Below are 14411 nucleotides of genomic sequence, written 5' to 3'. Positions count from 1 at the left end.
ACCGCACGTCATTCCGTACGATTCGTCATGAACTGCTCCTTGTCGCTTTCGTCGCTCGTCTGCATCCTGTCGGCCGGCTTCGCCTGCACCGCCGATGCGCAAACGCTGCGCGCCGACCCGGCCGATACGCCGGCCTTCACCTCGCCGGCGGCGATCGTGCCGACCGTGCCGGTCCCGCGGCAGCGTTCGGCGCAGACCGCGACGGTCGGCGCCGCGACGCCGGCTTCCGATTCGGCCGCGCCGGGCCTTGCGTTTCCCGGCACCAGCGCCGACGCGGAACCGGAATCGCGTGCCCGCGGCGTGCTGCGCCGGCCGCTCGCGCCGAGCCGGCCGGGCCGCCCGAAAGCAGCCAGCGCATCCGGCGACGGTGCGTGGGATACCGGCACGCTGTACGCATCGCCGTACACCACGTCGCCCTACGCGCAGCCGGGTGACACGGACTGACGCCGCCGCCCGGTCCTGCGCCGGTGCAACCACGCATGCACCGATACGGGATTGGACACCGGGGCGACGGGCGCGTCTGTGAGCAATCCCACCGAACGCCGATCTTCATTTGAACGGAGATCGCACCCGGCCCTGCCAACCGCCGAACCTCGCGCGGCGCGCATCAGGAACTTCCGACCGACACGTTCGCGTAGGGCCGACCGGCCGCGTCCGGTGCCGACGGATCGGAAACACGTACGACGGTCCACCCCGAGTCGCCGCTCAACACCTGCGTGCAGAGATCGATCACGGCCGCGGTTCCCGCGATGCCGTATAGCGCGTGGTCGACCTGCGGCATCAGGTGCAGGCGCACATGGCGCGAGCGCCGGAACGCGTGTTCGACCGCACCGAAGTGACGCCGGACGTCGTCGATGCCTGGATCGAGCGCACCGTAGACGAGCATTGTCCGGACGTTGCGCTGCGCGAGTTCGCGCATCACGCCGCGCGGCGTATCGGCGCGCGGCTTCCAGCCGATACGCGCGGCCACCCGCTTCACGGGCACGCTGATCCGTGCGATCCCGTTCGCGGCCACCGCGCGCAGGATCGGGCGCACGTCGCGCCGTTCGAGGACGAGCCGCTTCCAGCGACGCCAGTCGCGCACCGACAGCCAGTAGCCGCGCACCGAGTTGATCCGCTGCTTCTGCGCCGCTTCGAGCGTGAGCCCGGCGGGCCACACAAAGCGTGCGAGGTTGATCGCGATCACGCCGCCGAGCGACGTCGTTTTCACCGCTGCATGCAACGCCGCGTAGGCACCCGAACAGATACCGGCCGCGACCACGTCCGGATGACCCAGCGCGCGCAACCAGTCGGCGGCCGCCGCGACGTCGTCGATTGCCTGCGGCGAATACACGACGCCCGACTGGTCGTCCGGTGCATCGGGCCCGCTGTCGCCCACGCCGTTCACGTCGATCCGCAACGTCGTCACGCCGGCCCGGGCCAGCGTGCGGGCCAGACGCACGCCGAAGCGCCCTTCGCCGCTGCGCGGATTCGTCGACGTATTCGCAATCACGAGCGCCGGACCGGCCGGCGTCGGCGGCCGTGTGTCGGCCGGGCGGCACAGCACGCCGACCAGCCGGTTCGGGCCGACCGCGACGATCTGCTCCGTCATGTCGCCCATGTCGAGCGCCGCCGCCGACTCGCCGCTCCATGCATGGACGGCGCGCGGCGGAACGCCGGCTGCTGCCGCGGCGGCGTCACGGCTCGGTGCGCGCGCGACGATCCAGTCCACCAGCGTGTCGATCGCCGCGTGCGGCAGGTGCGAACGCGTGCCGTCGAGCATCGTCGTCGGCCATTCGCGGAACGAATCGCACGTCACTTCCACGCCGCGCGCCACGAGTGCGTCGCGCAACGCCTGCCCGTCGCCCTGCTCCGGCTGGATCAGCAGCATCGCGCCGGGCAGCGCCGACGCATCGCGCACGACGTCGCACAGATCGACGGCCTTCAGCGCCTCGACGAATTCGGCCGGGAAGCGATGCCCGAGCACGTTCTTGCACGGTTCGTCGCGGTGCGCGGCGCGGGTCGCGGGCGGCATCGTGTCGAGCCACTGACGATGCACGAACGACAGCTCGCGCAGGTACGCACGGCCGCGCACGACCGGCGACAGCGCCACCATCGCATCGACACGCGGCGACGTGCGCCGACCTGCCGCTGCCAGCATCGCGAACAACGCGCCCGCACGGATGCCGACGAGCGTCAGCGCAGTCACGCCGGCCGCGTCGCGCAACAGGTCGATCGCATGATGAATGCTGTCGACGCTGGCGGCATACCGTCCGGCGTCGAGATCGTCGCCGGCCGAATCGCCGGCGCTTGGGTAGTTGAACCGCAACACCGTGATGCCCGCGTGGGCGAGGCGCTCCGCGACGGCCCGCAAGAGCTTGTGCGTCCATGCAGCCTCATGGCCAAGCGATTCGCACAGGATCACGCCCTGTTCCGTCTGTCCTTCGTGCAGCCACCCGACGCAGCTGCCGAACGTTATCGGCTTCACTCGGTACTCCTCGGATCGGTATTTGTTTTTCCGTGCACAACCGCGCCGGTGGCTCCGCCGGAATGTGCGATGGCGCACTTCCAGCCGCAGGCCGGCGCTGGCAGGAACCGGCTGCAGCCATCCGCCGCGCCCCTGCGCGGCCCGCTCGCCGTATTCCATGCGCCCAATTAAATCATCGGGCCCGACCGGCCTTCGGTGCGCCAGCTTACAAATGCATTCATCACCGACACGACACAACGCCGTGCCCCCTTTCGCGATTCATTCCGTCATGCGAACCGAATCCGCGAACGGTAGGCTCGCGAACAATGCCCCGTTGCCCGGCCCGTATCATGGCCGCCATACGATGTGGCCGTGCCGGCAACGCCGGTCGACACCGGCAGTGCCGGAACGGGGCGCGAATCCCCGCAGCCGGGTCAGCGCCGACCGGCCGCGCATCCGTACGGCAACACGTTACCCGCCGCCCTGCGATACCCAACGGCGCCGACCGAGCGAATGTCAAACCTCAAGAAAAACTTCCTGCTGCTGCTGACGTTGCAGATTTCGATGTATGCGGTGCCGCTGCTGATCGCGCCGCTGCTGACACACGCGCTGGGCCCGGAAGGCTACGGCCAGCTCGCGTTCTCGCTTGCGGTGATCGCGTACCTCACCAACTGCACGAGCTACAGCTTCGACCTGACCGCCACCCCGCGCATCGCGCTTGCACGCGACGACCGCGCCGAACGCTCCCGCATCTTCTGGGCGACGCTGTATGCGCAGATCGGGATCGCGCTCATCTGTTTCGTCGTGCTGGTGGTACTGACCCTGCTGATCGGGCGTTTCGGCGAGGATCGCGACCTGCTGCTGATCGGCTTCGGCATGGTGGCCGGCGTCGCCTTCACGCCCGGCTGGTATTTCCAGGGGATGGAAAAGCTGCGCGCACTCAGCGTGATCCTGTTCGTCGGCCGTGTACTGAGCCTGCCCGCGATGTTCGCGCTCGTGCACAGCCCGGAGGACATCGATCGAGCGATGATCGTCAACGCCGCGGTGCCCGTGCTGTCGGCGATCGCACTGGCCGTCTACCTGTACTTCCATCGCGAAATCGACTTCGTCCGCGTCGGCGTGGCCGACATCGCCGAATCGCTGAAAGGCGGCTGGCAGGTGTTTCTCGCGTCGACGTCGATTGCGTTCTATGCATCGACCAACACGGTGCTGCTCGGCTTCGTGTCGGGCAACGTCGCGGCCGGCTACTTCGCCGCCGGCGACAAGCTGATCCGCGCGGCGCTCAGCCTGCTCCAGCCGCTGAAGGCCGCCACCTATCCGCGCATCAGCTACCTGATGCGGCACGCGCGCAACGACGCGTTCTCGTTCCTGCGCAAGCTGTTCGTCGTGCAGGTCGTGATGGTACTCGGCATCTCGCTCGTGATCTTCTTCGGCGCCCCGCTGGCCGTGCGCGTCCTGTACGGCCCGTCGTACGAACCGACGGTTCACGTGCTGCGCTGGATGGCGTTCATCCCGTTCATGGCTGGCATGACCGACCTGTTCGGCGTGCAGACCATGCTACCGCTCGGCATGAAGACGGCTTTCACGCGCATCCTTATGTCATCCGGCATCCTGAACATCGTGCTGCTTCCCGTGCTCGCGAAGTACTTCGCGGAACTGGGTGCCGCGGCCGCCGTACTGCTCGCGGAGGCCGCGGTCGCCGCCGCGCTCGCGGCGGTCGTCTATCGCGCCGGCATTCCGCTGCCCGGCAGCTCCATTGCGCGCCGCTAGCATCCGGCCGCACGACGGCGCGCTGCCGGTTACCCGCGCCGAGAAGCCCGAACCCAGTTCATGCGGGAACCGCTCATGGCAGACCTGACCATCGCAATCTGCAACTACAACCACGGCGCCTATCTGCGCGCCGCGATCGACTCCGCGCTCACCCAGACCGCCGAAGATATCCGCGTCCTGGTGGTCGACGACGGTTCGACCGACGACTCCCGCGACATCGTCCGCTCGTACGGGGAGCGCATCGCAGCGGTCTTCCAGGAGAATCGCGGGCAGGTCGCTGCATACAACCGCGCGCTGGAGCACGTCGCGACCCGCTATGTGCTGCTGCTCGACGCGGACGACCGGCTTTACCCCGACGCGGCCGCCCGCGTGCTGACCGCGTTCGCCTCCGGCGACTTCGTGAAGGTGCATTACCGGCTCGACGTGATCACGCGGGAAGGTGTCGCGACGGGCGTCACGGTCCCGCAGTCGGGCGTGGCCACCGATTGCGGCCGCCTGCTGCGCGCGGGCTGGCTGTATCCGTCGCCGCCCGCGTCGGGCAACGCGTACCGGAGCGACGCGCTGCGGCGCATCTTCCCGGTGCCCGTCACACCCGACAACCTGCACGGCGCCGATTTCTATGCAATCTACGGGATCGCGCTGCTCGGCGCGGTTCACATGATCGATGCGACGCTCGGCGGCTATCGCGTTCACCCGCCGGCCGCCCCTGCCGCCGGCAACGCCGACCGCGGCACGGCCGATCTTGCGTTCGCCAATGCTGAGGATGCAGCCACCGGTGCGCTGAAGTCCGCGCGCCGATGGTCGACGCTGCGCATGATTGCCGGCACGCGGCTACACGAGGCGCTGCCGGCCGAACCGTTCGACTTCTCGATCGAAAAGGCGCGCTTCGCGAGCACGCTGTACCGCGCGCCGCTCGCGCGCCGCTGGCGCTGGTTCCTGTCCGATTCGGGCCGCTACTGGCATACCGTGCTGCGCAATCCGTTCTGGCGGCCGTTCAAGAAGCTGGCCGTCACCGGACTGTCGCTCGCGTGCCTGCTGCCGTCATCGACGCTCAGCGACCGCGCGATTCGCTACATCGCCAATCCGCTCGCGCGCGCCCGCCCGTCGACCGATCCAGGAACCGCGGCCCGCGCCGCCCGATAACGACGGGCGTACGCGAGCCATTTGATGCGTTCGCAACGAGCCGGGCTGCCCGCGTCACCGCAACTCCGCGCGAAACACCTGTATTCAGGTACTTCTTACGCTGCCGCACGATCGAGATCGGGAACGATGACCGCCTTTTCATCCCGCTGCGCGACCGTGCCGAAGAAAGATCCGACATATCGGTATAAACACCGATGCTGTAGTCAAACTACATTCATACCATTAGTCGCTGCAGAGAATCGCTACATCCGATTCGGCAGTGTCGGGCGGCCCGTGCGTCGCCGCCCGCGTGCGCCGGTCGGGCCCAACCGGCCGTAACGATTCCCCGCCTGACCTGGCATGCCGACGCGCAACCACCCAGCATTGCCAGCCGTATGCGTCCGGTGCGAATCCACCGGACGTGCGCAGCTCCAGACATCATCCGAACAACCGGCAATACGATCATGGAGAGCAACATGCGGGACACCCTCTGGCCGGCCGTCGTGCTGGCAGCGACCCTCTGCACCACCGCCTACGCGGGCGATGCCGATTTCAATGCGCAAGGCGACGCCACCGATGCGTTTGCGTCGGCCGCGGCGGTTCGGCGCGCCGACGTGCTCGTGCGCAAGATGACGCTCGACGAAAAACTTCAGTTCATTCATTCGCAATACGAAATGTCCAAAGTGCCGGGCGGCGGTGCCGGCTACATCCAGGGCGTGCCGCGGCTCGGCATCCCCGACCTGAACATGGTCGATTCGGCGACGGGTTCCGGCAGCACGTCGCAGGCCAGCACGACGTTCCCCGCGACGATCGCCGTCGCCGCGAGCTGGGATCGCCGCCTGTCGTACGACTACGGCAAGCAGGTCGCGATCCAGTTGCGCGCGCAAGGGTTCGGCATGGGTCTCGGCGGCGGCACCAATCTCGCACGCGAGCCGCGCGGCGGGCGCCTGTTCGAGTATCTCGGCGAGGATCCGCTGCTGGCCGGCGACCTGCTCGCCGAACGCACGCTCGCCACGCAGCGGCAGAAAGTCATCGCGACCATCAAGCACTACGCCGGCAACGAACAGGAGCACGGCCGGATGGGCGGCAACACGCAGATCGACGAGCGCACGCTGCGCGAGCTCTACCTGCTGCCGTTCGAGATCGCCGCGAAGCGCGGGCGGCCCGGCAGCGTGATGTGCAGCTACAACCGCCTGAACGGCGCGTATGCCTGCGAGAACCCTCACCTGCTGAACGACGTGCTGAAGAACGAATGGGGCTTCCAGGGCCAGGTGCAGTCCGACTGGGGCGCGACGCACAGCACCGCTGCCGCGATCAACGCCGGGCTCGACGAGGAAGAAGACGTCGGATCGACCGTGTACCTGACGCCGGCGGCCGTCAAGCAGGCCATCGCGAACGGCTCGGTGTCGACGACACGACTCGACGACATGGTGCGGCGCAAGCTCGCGGTGATGATCCGTGTCGGCGTGATGGACGATCCGGCCAAGGGCGGCGGCACGATCGATTTCGCGGCCGCGAACCGGTTCTCTCAGGCCGCTTCCGAGCAGTCGATCGTGCTGCTGAAGAACGACGGCAACCAGTTGCCGCTCGCCGCGTCGGCGCTGTCGCGCATCGCGGTGATCGGCGGCCATGCCGATGCGGCCGTGCTGTCGGGCGGCGGCTCGGGCAACACGCGCGACCCCGTATCGGGATCGTTCGCGGGTTGCGGCGGCCTGACGTTCGGGTCATCGACGGGATGCAGCTGGTGGCGCAATCCGTGGCTGAAGGTCGACGTGCCGATCGTCGCGGCAATCCGCGCGCTCGCGCCGGCCGCGCAGGTCACATATGCGGGCAACAGCGACCAGCAGTCGCCGTTCCGCGCGTACACGCAGCAGGAGATCGACCAGGCCGCGGCACTCGCGGGCCGTTCGGACGTCGCGATCGTCGTGGTCGCACAGCCGGCCGGCGAGGATTTCGGTGATCTCCAGAGCCTGAGCCTCGCGAACCCGTCGAACCAGGATGCGCTCGTCGAAGCCGTCGCACGCGCGAATCCGCACACGATCGTCGTGGTCCAGAGCGGCAACCCGGTGCTGATGCCGTGGAAGGACCAGGTCTCCGCGATCGTCGAGGCGTGGTACCCGGGCGAAGCCGGCGGCAAGGCGATCGCGAACGTGCTGTTCGGTGCAGTCAATCCGTCCGGCAAGCTGCCCGTCACGTTCCCCGCGCGCGATCAGGATTCGCCGACCTGGGGGCAAAACGGTGCGTTCGACAACGATCCCGTCTATGCGGAAAAGCTGAACATGGGCTATCGCTGGTATGACGCGCACAACATCAAGCCGATGTTCGAGTTCGGCTATGGGCTGTCGTACACGCACTTCGCGTATTCGGGGCTGTCGGTGTCAAAGCAATGGGACGGTGCGCTGAGCGTCGCATTCACGGTGCGTAACGACGGGCGCGTCGCCGGCGCGGAAACGCCGCAGGTCTATCTGGGCGTGCCGTACAAGGACGAACCGCCGAAGCGCCTGGTCGGCTGGGAGAAGATCCGGCTGAATCCGGGCGAGACGCGGCGCGTGCGCGTGACCGTATCGCCGCGGATGCAGAGCGTGTGGGATACGTCGCGTAACGGCTGGCGAGTGGTGCCGGGCGGGACGGTGTATGTCGGCGCGTCGTCGCGGGATATCCGGTTGCAGGGGAACTGAGCGGTAGTTACCCAATGGAAGAGCCGCGCGCGTCGTGCCCGGCTCTTCCGTATTCGCCCATCCGCATCACCGGCGATCGTTACCGGAAAAGCAGCGCCAGCAACGTCGCAAGCATGACGATCGCGGCGATTCCCGCCGCCATCCCGAACAGGTGCGCGGTGATCGCCAGGCCGGCCGGCAATCGCGCAGATGCCGCACCGCTCGCCGGCACGGCCCGCGATCGCGCCGCGACACCGGCCATCACCCCCCGCTCCCTTCGAGCGTATCGAGCAACGGCCTGGCCAGATGCAGGACCTGATACACCGTGCCCGCGCCGCCGTCGCCCGGTTCGTGTTCCGATACGAGCACGCGCGTCAGCCGCCAGCGCAGCGGATCGAGGCTGACGGCGGCCGCGACCGTACCCTGCCGCGCCGCCGCTTCGCGATTGCGCTCGACCTCTTGCGCCAGCGTCGCATCGAGGTCGGCGTCCGCCGGAATATCGACGGCTTCCAGACGCACGAAGCGCCCCGTCGACGCACTGCCCTTGCGCGCATCCAGCGCGACCTGCACGTCGATCGGCGCGCGTCCGAAACTGTCCGTCACGACCCGGTAGCGGCCGTCCGTGACGAACCCGGCGAACGCCTGTTCGTTGCGCCACAGATAAAGCGACGCGTAGCCGTTTTCCGTTGCACCGTAGCACCCCGCCTCGCGCAGCAGGAACCCCTTGAACACGAGATCCGGCGTGTCGTCCCAGAGCCTGCCGCGCTCACGCACGCGATTGCGGATGATGTCGAGGTCGTAGTCCGCCGGCAGGCGGTGCACGTAGTACGCGGTCAGCATGATCGACTCCTGGAAAAGAAAAGGGAGATTCCGAACGGCTGAGAACAGCGTAGAAGACCTTGAATCATTTGAAAAGACGATGGCAGAATATTTCAATGATTCGATTCATAAATGGATGAGTGCGCGATGAAAACGCTCGACATCGAAGCCGTGCAGGCATTCGTGCTGACCGCCGACCTCAAGAGCTTCACACGGGCCGCCGAGGCGATGGACACGACGCAGTCCGCGGTGAGCCTGAAGATCAAGCGGCTTGAAGACGGCCTCGGCCGCCGCCTGCTGGAACGCACGCCGCGGCAGGTTCGCCTGTCGGCCGACGGCACCGCGTTCCTGGAACCGGCGCGCGAGCTCGTGGCGGCTCACCAGGGTGCGGTCGGCGCATTCGGCGCCGGCCAGCGGCGGCTCGTGATCGGCGTGAGCCATCATGTCGTCGGCGCCGATCTTCCGATGCTGCTTCGGCGCATGAGCGAAGCGGAACCGGGGCTCGTGCTGGAGATCCGGGTCGCCGCGTCGCGCGACGTGCTCGAGGCGTTCGACCGCGGCCAGCTCGACGCCGCCGTCGCGCTCCAGCACGACAGCCGGCGGCTCGACGGGGAACCCCTTCTGTCGGAATCGTTCGGCTGGATGGCCGCGACCGACTTCGAGTACCATCCGCCGCAACCGCTGCGGCTCGCGACGCAGGCCGAGCCGTGCAGCGTGCGACGCATGGCGATCGGTGCGCTGGACGAAGCCGGTGTCGCGTGGACGGAAGTGTTCGTCGGCGGCGGCGTGGCGACGATCGGCGCGGCGGTGTCCGCCGGGCTGGCCGTCGCCGCGCTCGGGCATCGCGTGGCGCCCGTCGGGACGGTCGACGTGGGCGCGCGATACGGGCTGCCGCCCTTGCCGACACGCGACGTGGTGCTCTACTCGAACTTGACCGATGCGCGGGCCCGGCAGGCACTGCGCACGCTGGGCGCGGCGCTGCGGTCGTCGGTCGGCGTGCGGTGATGCCGCGCTTGAACCACCCCGGAGAAAAACCATGCGCCCGCTGGACGAACTGGTAAACGAACGCGAGTCCGCGCTCCCCGCTTTGATCGAATGGGCCGCCGCAGCCCGTCACCGTTGCGAAATACTGCCCGCGTCCGACCGGTGTGGCGAAGTTCTGTCAGCGCTTCAGGTATCGACCCGATCGACCTTGGGAACAATCGCTTATTCGACCGGCGGCATCCTCGTGGACGGCGGCTACCTTCGTTTGCTCGGGTCCGGCCATCCCAGGCTGCCCAGAGACATCGTCGGCTGGAATAGCGGGCGATCGTCCGGTTTTCTGTTGATCGCGGATGACGCTGTCGGCGGATTCTTCGCGTTGAACGGAGGCGCACTCGGGGACGACACGGGGTCGGTGTACTACTTTGCACCCGACACCTTGGAATGGGAGCCCCTCGAGATCGGGTATGGCGACTTCGTGCGCTGGTCGCTCGGCGAGAAGCTGCATGACTTCTATGCGAACTTGCGTTGGCCGGGCTGGCAAGCTGAGGTCCGGCATATGACGACGGAGCAATGCTTCAGCTTTTATCCGTTCCTGTGGACGACAGAAGGATCGGTCGAACACAGCAGCCGCAAGGCGGCAAGCGTGTCCGAGCTGTATGCGCTTCATGTCAGTCCGGGATCCACGGCGGCACGGCAACCGTGATCGGGCGCCAGCCATCGAATAGCCGCCACCCGCTAATTCGGCAGTTGCCATAAATTCCTGTCGCGCAGACAGCGCCCCTTGGCATGATGGCGCGCCCGACGGGCTCGAGGCGAGGCCCACGATCCAGGCGCGCCATCCGGCAGGCGCCGCAAATCGGTGGGTATCTCGTGCTCGCCACCACCGCACCGTTCACGTCGAAGCACCTTGTCACGCTGTTTCCGGGACATCGCCCGGATCGTGTCCTGGCGGCATTGAAAGGCATCGACGCGCGCCACGGTAAAATTCTGTCTTCATCCCGCCCATGCAGTTGACCCACGCCTGCACGGGTGAGCATCAAAAGAACCGACACGCCATCATCATCTTGATTTCCCTACACTTTTCCCGTCGCGACGCATGATGTACTCGCTCGCCACCACCTACATCCGCGAACTCGAGATCCGCAAGAGCCGCTTCATCGCGTACGCGATTCCCGTCGACGACCGCGACGCCGCGATGCAGGCGCTGCAGCGCCTGCGCGACGAACATCCGACCGCCACGCATGTGTGCTGGGCACTGCTGGCGGGCGGTCAATCGGGGATGTCGGACGACGGCGAGCCGTCGGGCACGGCGGGACGCCCGATCCTGGAAGTGCTGCGCCATCACGATCTCGATGGCGTGCTCGGCGCGGTCGTGCGCTACTACGGTGGCGTGAAGCTCGGCGCGGGCGGCCTGGTGCGTGCGTATACCGATGCAATCGCGTCGGCGCTGCTCGATGCCGAGCGCATCGAGCGCATCCGCTACACGCGGCTCGCGATCGAGATCGGCTATCCCGAGGAGGCGCGCGTGCGCCGCTGGATCGAACAGGCCGGTTACGAGCTGGTGGACAGTGCGTACGGGATGACGGTCAAGCTCGTGATCAAGCTGCCCGAGACCGCCGACGCGAATGCGCGCGCCGAGTTGTTCGACCTGACGCAAGGGCGATCGGGCTTTCCCGATCTGTGACGAACGGCAACCATCTTCCCTGTCCCGTCATCCCGGCTGCCGGCAAACTCCGCCGAAAAATCAGATACGTCCGATAGAAAAACCGCACACCGCCACTTAATCTCATCGGGTTCCCGGCGACTCGCGCCGCATACGTTCTACCTGCAGGCCGGCACCGGCAGCACGCAACCGCCACCGGCCGAGGCGGCACGCCAGGGCCAGGCGTGCTGACGTGCGGCTCACCACGCGTCGCCAATAATCAAAACTCGACTTCGGGATAACGGACGCATGCATCAAGTGAAGACACTGCAAGCCCAGCTTGCGGAACTCGATCGGCGCATCAAGACGGCACGGAGCCGTGAACGCAACGCGGTGCTGGCGCAGGTACGCGAGCTCGTCACCAGCTACGCGCTGACCGCGCGGGAAATCTTCGGGCAGGGTTACAGCGATCGCGCGAAGCTGTTCACCGTCGGCGTGAAGTATCGCGACCCGGCAACCGGCGCGACATGGAGCGGGCGCGGCCGCGCACCCGCATGGATCGTCGGGCGCGACCGCACCGCGTTCCTGATCCGGGAGTAACGCGCGCCGCGTTGCACGGCGCGCCCTTTCACCGGATCGAACCCACCTTGGCCACTTAGTAAGTGTCCGGCACGATCATGGTGTCCGGCACCTGCCGGCGGATGTAATCCTCGTGATGCTCGCGCGGCGGCAGGTCGATCGGCGCGTGCGGCACCTCGTGATACGGCACCTGCTGCAACAGATGGTGAATGCAGTTCAGCCGCGCGCGCTTCTTGTCGACGGCCTGCACGACCCACCACGGCGCTTCCGGAATGTGCGTGCGCTGGAGCATTTCTTCCTTCGCGGCCGTATAGGCTTCCCAGCGGCGGCGGCTCTCGAGATCCATCGGGCTCAGCTTCCACTGCTTGAGCGGATCGTCGATCCGGCTCTGGAAACGCACTTCCTGCTCGTGATCGGTGATCGAGAACCAGTACTTGACGATCTGGATCCCGCTGCGCACCAGCATCTTCTCGAACTCGGGCACCGAACGGAAAAACTCCTCGTATTCCTCGTCGGTACAGAAGTTCATCACGCGCTCGACGCCCGCGCGGTTGTACCAGCTGCGATCGAACAGCACGATCTCGCCGCCGGCCGGCAGGTGCGCGACATAGCGCTGGAAATACCATTGCGTGCGCTCGCGGTTGCTCGGTGCGGGCAGCGCGGCAACCCGGCAGACACGCGGGTTCAGCCGCTGCGTGATGCGCTTGATCGCGCCGCCCTTGCCGGCCGCGTCGCGCCCCTCGAAAATGACGACGAGCCGGTGCCCGGTGCTCACGACCCAGTCCTGCAGCTTGACGAGCTCGCCCTGCAGCCGGAACAGCTCGCGAAAATACTCCTTGCGCGCCTCGCGGCGCTCCTGCGAAAACAGCAGGTCGTCGTTGTCGTCGAAGCGGCGATCGTCGAGCTCCATCTCGAGCTCTTCGTCGTAGGCGTCGACCAGATCTTCCTCGAAGCGGCGCTGGCGCGCCTCCATCGATTCCATCGACTCCATATCGGTGCGGTTGTCGGTCTCGGTACGGGTATCGTTGTCGCCCATGGGGCCTCCTTCCATCAATGACGCAGCCAAACTCCGACATTATCCCAGTGTCGCGCGTCAAATTCATGAAAAAAGGGGCCGGCCTGCCAGTCAGAAGCGGAATGCAAGCAGCACGCTGGCCAGCACGGGGTTCGCGGATATATCGAACGTGTTCGACGCGAGCTGGCGGTTCGGCTGGTCGATGTCCAGCGTAATCTTCGTACGTAACGGGATGTAGGTCACCATGCCGGTGATCCAGAACTGGCGCGTGATCTGGTAGCTCGCGCCGACGGTGAACACCGGCTCCCACACGCTCTTCACCTTGGCCGACACGTTGGTCTTCCCCGACAGCAGCAGGTCGCCGCCGGCATCCCAGATGCGCTGGAACAGCGACGGGTCGAGCAGCAGCGACTGCAGGCTGCCGATGTCCGAGCCCGCCGCGAGCAGCCCGCCGAGCGACGCGAGCTTGCGCTGGAACACGGGATTCAGGTTCGTGTTCGTGAAGCGCGTATAGCTGATGCCGATGCCCGCGAACGGGCGGAATCGATCGTCGCGCTCGCCGAGGTAATACTTGAACACGACGGATCCGAGCCACGCGCGGGTGGTCGCGAGCGGGTTGCTTTGCGTGTTCGCGAGATCGATCAGCGGAAACCGCCCCTGGACGCCGGAAAAAATCCGGTCGAGCGGCAGCGCGATGCTGCCGTGCCCGCGCAGCGTCAGCACCGGCGGAATGCCCCCGCCGAGTTCGGCCGCCCAGTTCTCCGAGAAAAAGTGGGTAAACGTAAAGGCCAGCGTGTTGGTATTGCTGAGCGACAGGCTCGAACCCTGGTTCTGGAAGCTGTTCAGCCCGAGTGCATCCGTATGCGTCGTCACGGGCGTCGATCGGCCGGTCGTGCCGATGAAGTGCCAGCCGAGGGCGACCATGTTGCGGTCGTCGCCCATCAGCTGCGTCAGCAGCGGCGGCGCCTGGGCGGCCGGCAGATCGGGCAGCCGCGACGGGTCGATCGGATGCAGTTCGTACGGCATCCGGTCGGCGTGGACGACACCGCCGGCCGGTGCGTCATCCGCCGTTGCATCGCGTGTCGCGGCCGGATCGCAGCCGCCGGCGGCGCCGTTGTCGTCGAAGCCGATACCTTCCGTGCCGTCGTCGCGCGCTGCCGCGCAGGCGCGCCCCGCCCCACTGGTTCGCTGGCCGAGCGTGATCTTGCGCGCGGTGAACGGTACGGCGTCGGGTGGCGGCCCGTCGACCGAAGCGTCGCGCCCGCGGCGGGCCGGCCCCGCATCGGTCGCCCACGCGCTCGCATCGAACCCGTCTGCGTCGCCGCCCGGCCAGAAGCCGATCCCGTCCGCGCCGGCCTGCCAGCGTGGCTCGGCGTC

General features: G+C 67.2%; 13 protein-coding genes. 8 read left to right on the top strand and 5 right to left on the bottom strand.

Going from position 1 to position 14411, the window contains the following annotated elements:
- Positions 1–27 precede the first annotated feature (27 nt).
- Positions 28–444 (top strand): hypothetical protein, encoded by a 417-nt coding sequence (locus BDI24065_RS04910; RefSeq protein ID WP_175030256.1) that lies wholly within the window; start codon positions 28–30, stop codon positions 442–444.
- 163 nt (positions 445–607) lie between these two features.
- On the opposite strand, the gene BDI24065_RS04905 is transcribed toward BDI24065_RS04910, so the two are convergent.
- On the bottom strand, positions 608–2467 hold the full coding sequence (locus BDI24065_RS04905) for a serine aminopeptidase domain-containing protein (protein ID WP_175030255.1): 1860 nt from the start codon (positions 2465–2467) through the stop codon (positions 608–610).
- 492 nt (positions 2468–2959) lie between these two features.
- Here BDI24065_RS04905 and BDI24065_RS04900 point away from each other — a divergent pair, with 492 nt between their 5' ends.
- The 3 genes from BDI24065_RS04900 to BDI24065_RS04890 all read left to right on the top strand — a co-directional run bounded on the left by BDI24065_RS04900 (position 2960) and on the right by BDI24065_RS04890 (position 8016).
- Complete coding sequence (locus BDI24065_RS04900) at positions 2960–4216, top strand: oligosaccharide flippase family protein (RefSeq protein WP_175030254.1); 1257 nt, start codon at positions 2960–2962, stop codon at positions 4214–4216.
- Positions 4217–4291: 75 nt separating this feature from the next.
- Positions 4292–5359 (top strand): glycosyltransferase family 2 protein, encoded by a 1068-nt coding sequence (locus tag BDI24065_RS04895; protein WP_175030253.1) that lies wholly within the window; start codon positions 4292–4294, stop codon positions 5357–5359.
- Between the two features lie 455 nt (positions 5360–5814).
- The gene (locus tag BDI24065_RS04890; RefSeq protein ID WP_175030252.1) at positions 5815–8016 is read left to right on the top strand and encodes a glycoside hydrolase family 3 C-terminal domain-containing protein; all 2202 of its coding nucleotides are present in this window, start codon (positions 5815–5817) and stop codon (positions 8014–8016) included.
- A gap of 79 nt (positions 8017–8095) precedes the next feature.
- Here BDI24065_RS04890 and BDI24065_RS04885 read toward each other — a convergent pair whose 3' ends face one another.
- Positions 8096–8257 carry a hypothetical protein gene (locus tag BDI24065_RS04885; RefSeq protein WP_175030251.1) on the bottom strand — a complete coding sequence of 54 codons (162 nt, stop codon included), beginning with the start codon at positions 8255–8257 and terminating at the stop codon, positions 8096–8098.
- Positions 8257–8835: a DUF4865 family protein gene (locus tag BDI24065_RS04880; RefSeq protein WP_175030250.1), complete on the bottom strand. Its 579-nt coding sequence runs from the start codon at positions 8833–8835 to the stop codon at positions 8257–8259. Before BDI24065_RS04880 ends, BDI24065_RS04885 begins: the two co-directional genes overlap by 1 nt.
- 126 nt (positions 8836–8961) lie before the next feature.
- On the opposite strand from BDI24065_RS04880, the gene BDI24065_RS04875 reads away from it, so the two are divergent.
- The 4 genes from BDI24065_RS04875 (at position 8962) to BDI24065_RS04860 (ending at position 12040) form a co-directional block, all read left to right on the top strand.
- Positions 8962–9819, top strand: coding sequence for a LysR family transcriptional regulator (locus BDI24065_RS04875; RefSeq protein ID WP_175030249.1), 858 nt, complete (start codon positions 8962–8964; stop codon positions 9817–9819).
- Between the two features lie 31 nt (positions 9820–9850).
- Entirely contained in the window at positions 9851–10501 is a 651-nt protein-coding gene (locus tag BDI24065_RS04870; RefSeq protein WP_175030248.1) for a DUF2625 domain-containing protein, read from the top strand.
- A gap of 393 nt (positions 10502–10894) precedes the next feature.
- A complete protein-coding gene (locus tag BDI24065_RS04865) occupies positions 10895–11482 on the top strand; it encodes an IMPACT family protein (RefSeq protein ID WP_175030247.1) in 588 nt (195 codons plus the stop codon).
- A 267-nt stretch (positions 11483–11749) separates the two neighbouring features.
- A complete protein-coding gene (locus tag BDI24065_RS04860; protein WP_175030246.1) occupies positions 11750–12040 on the top strand; it encodes an H-NS histone family protein in 291 nt (96 codons plus the stop codon).
- A 55-nt stretch (positions 12041–12095) separates the two neighbouring features.
- Here BDI24065_RS04860 and ppk2 read toward each other — a convergent pair whose 3' ends face one another.
- Positions 12096–13055 carry a polyphosphate kinase 2 gene (gene ppk2 / locus BDI24065_RS04855; protein WP_175030245.1) on the bottom strand — a complete coding sequence of 320 codons (960 nt, stop codon included), beginning with the start codon at positions 13053–13055 and terminating at the stop codon, positions 12096–12098.
- Between the two features lie 90 nt (positions 13056–13145).
- A partial coding sequence (locus tag BDI24065_RS04850) for an OmpW/AlkL family protein (protein WP_175030244.1) occupies positions 13146–14411 on the bottom strand: 1266 nt, incomplete at its 5' end.

Source organism: Burkholderia lata (assembly GCF_902499025.1).
In the GTDB taxonomy this organism is placed as follows: Bacteria; Pseudomonadota; Gammaproteobacteria; order Burkholderiales; family Burkholderiaceae; genus Burkholderia; species Burkholderia lata_C.
Note: the sequence above shows the minus strand (reverse complement) of the source record. Positions and strands in the feature narration are given on the sequence as shown.

Coding starts and splice junctions, on each gene's coding strand:
- BDI24065_RS04910 (WP_175030256.1), top strand. CDS start 28: ATGAACTGCTCCTTGTCGCTTTCGTCGCTCGTCTGCATCCTGTCGGCC.
- BDI24065_RS04900 (WP_175030254.1), top strand. CDS start 2,960: ATGTCAAACCTCAAGAAAAACTTCCTGCTGCTGCTGACGTTGCAGATT.
- BDI24065_RS04895 (WP_175030253.1), top strand. CDS start 4,292: ATGGCAGACCTGACCATCGCAATCTGCAACTACAACCACGGCGCCTAT.
- BDI24065_RS04890 (WP_175030252.1), top strand. CDS start 5,815: ATGCGGGACACCCTCTGGCCGGCCGTCGTGCTGGCAGCGACCCTCTGC.
- BDI24065_RS04885 (WP_175030251.1), bottom strand. CDS start 8,257: ATGGCCGGTGTCGCGGCGCGATCGCGGGCCGTGCCGGCGAGCGGTGCG.
- BDI24065_RS04880 (WP_175030250.1), bottom strand. CDS start 8,835: ATGCTGACCGCGTACTACGTGCACCGCCTGCCGGCGGACTACGACCTC.
- BDI24065_RS04875 (WP_175030249.1), top strand. CDS start 8,962: ATGAAAACGCTCGACATCGAAGCCGTGCAGGCATTCGTGCTGACCGCC.
- BDI24065_RS04870 (WP_175030248.1), top strand. CDS start 9,851: ATGCGCCCGCTGGACGAACTGGTAAACGAACGCGAGTCCGCGCTCCCC.
- BDI24065_RS04865 (WP_175030247.1), top strand. CDS start 10,895: ATGATGTACTCGCTCGCCACCACCTACATCCGCGAACTCGAGATCCGC.
- BDI24065_RS04860 (WP_175030246.1), top strand. CDS start 11,750: ATGCATCAAGTGAAGACACTGCAAGCCCAGCTTGCGGAACTCGATCGG.
- ppk2 (WP_175030245.1), bottom strand. CDS start 13,055: ATGGGCGACAACGATACCCGTACCGAGACCGACAACCGCACCGATATG.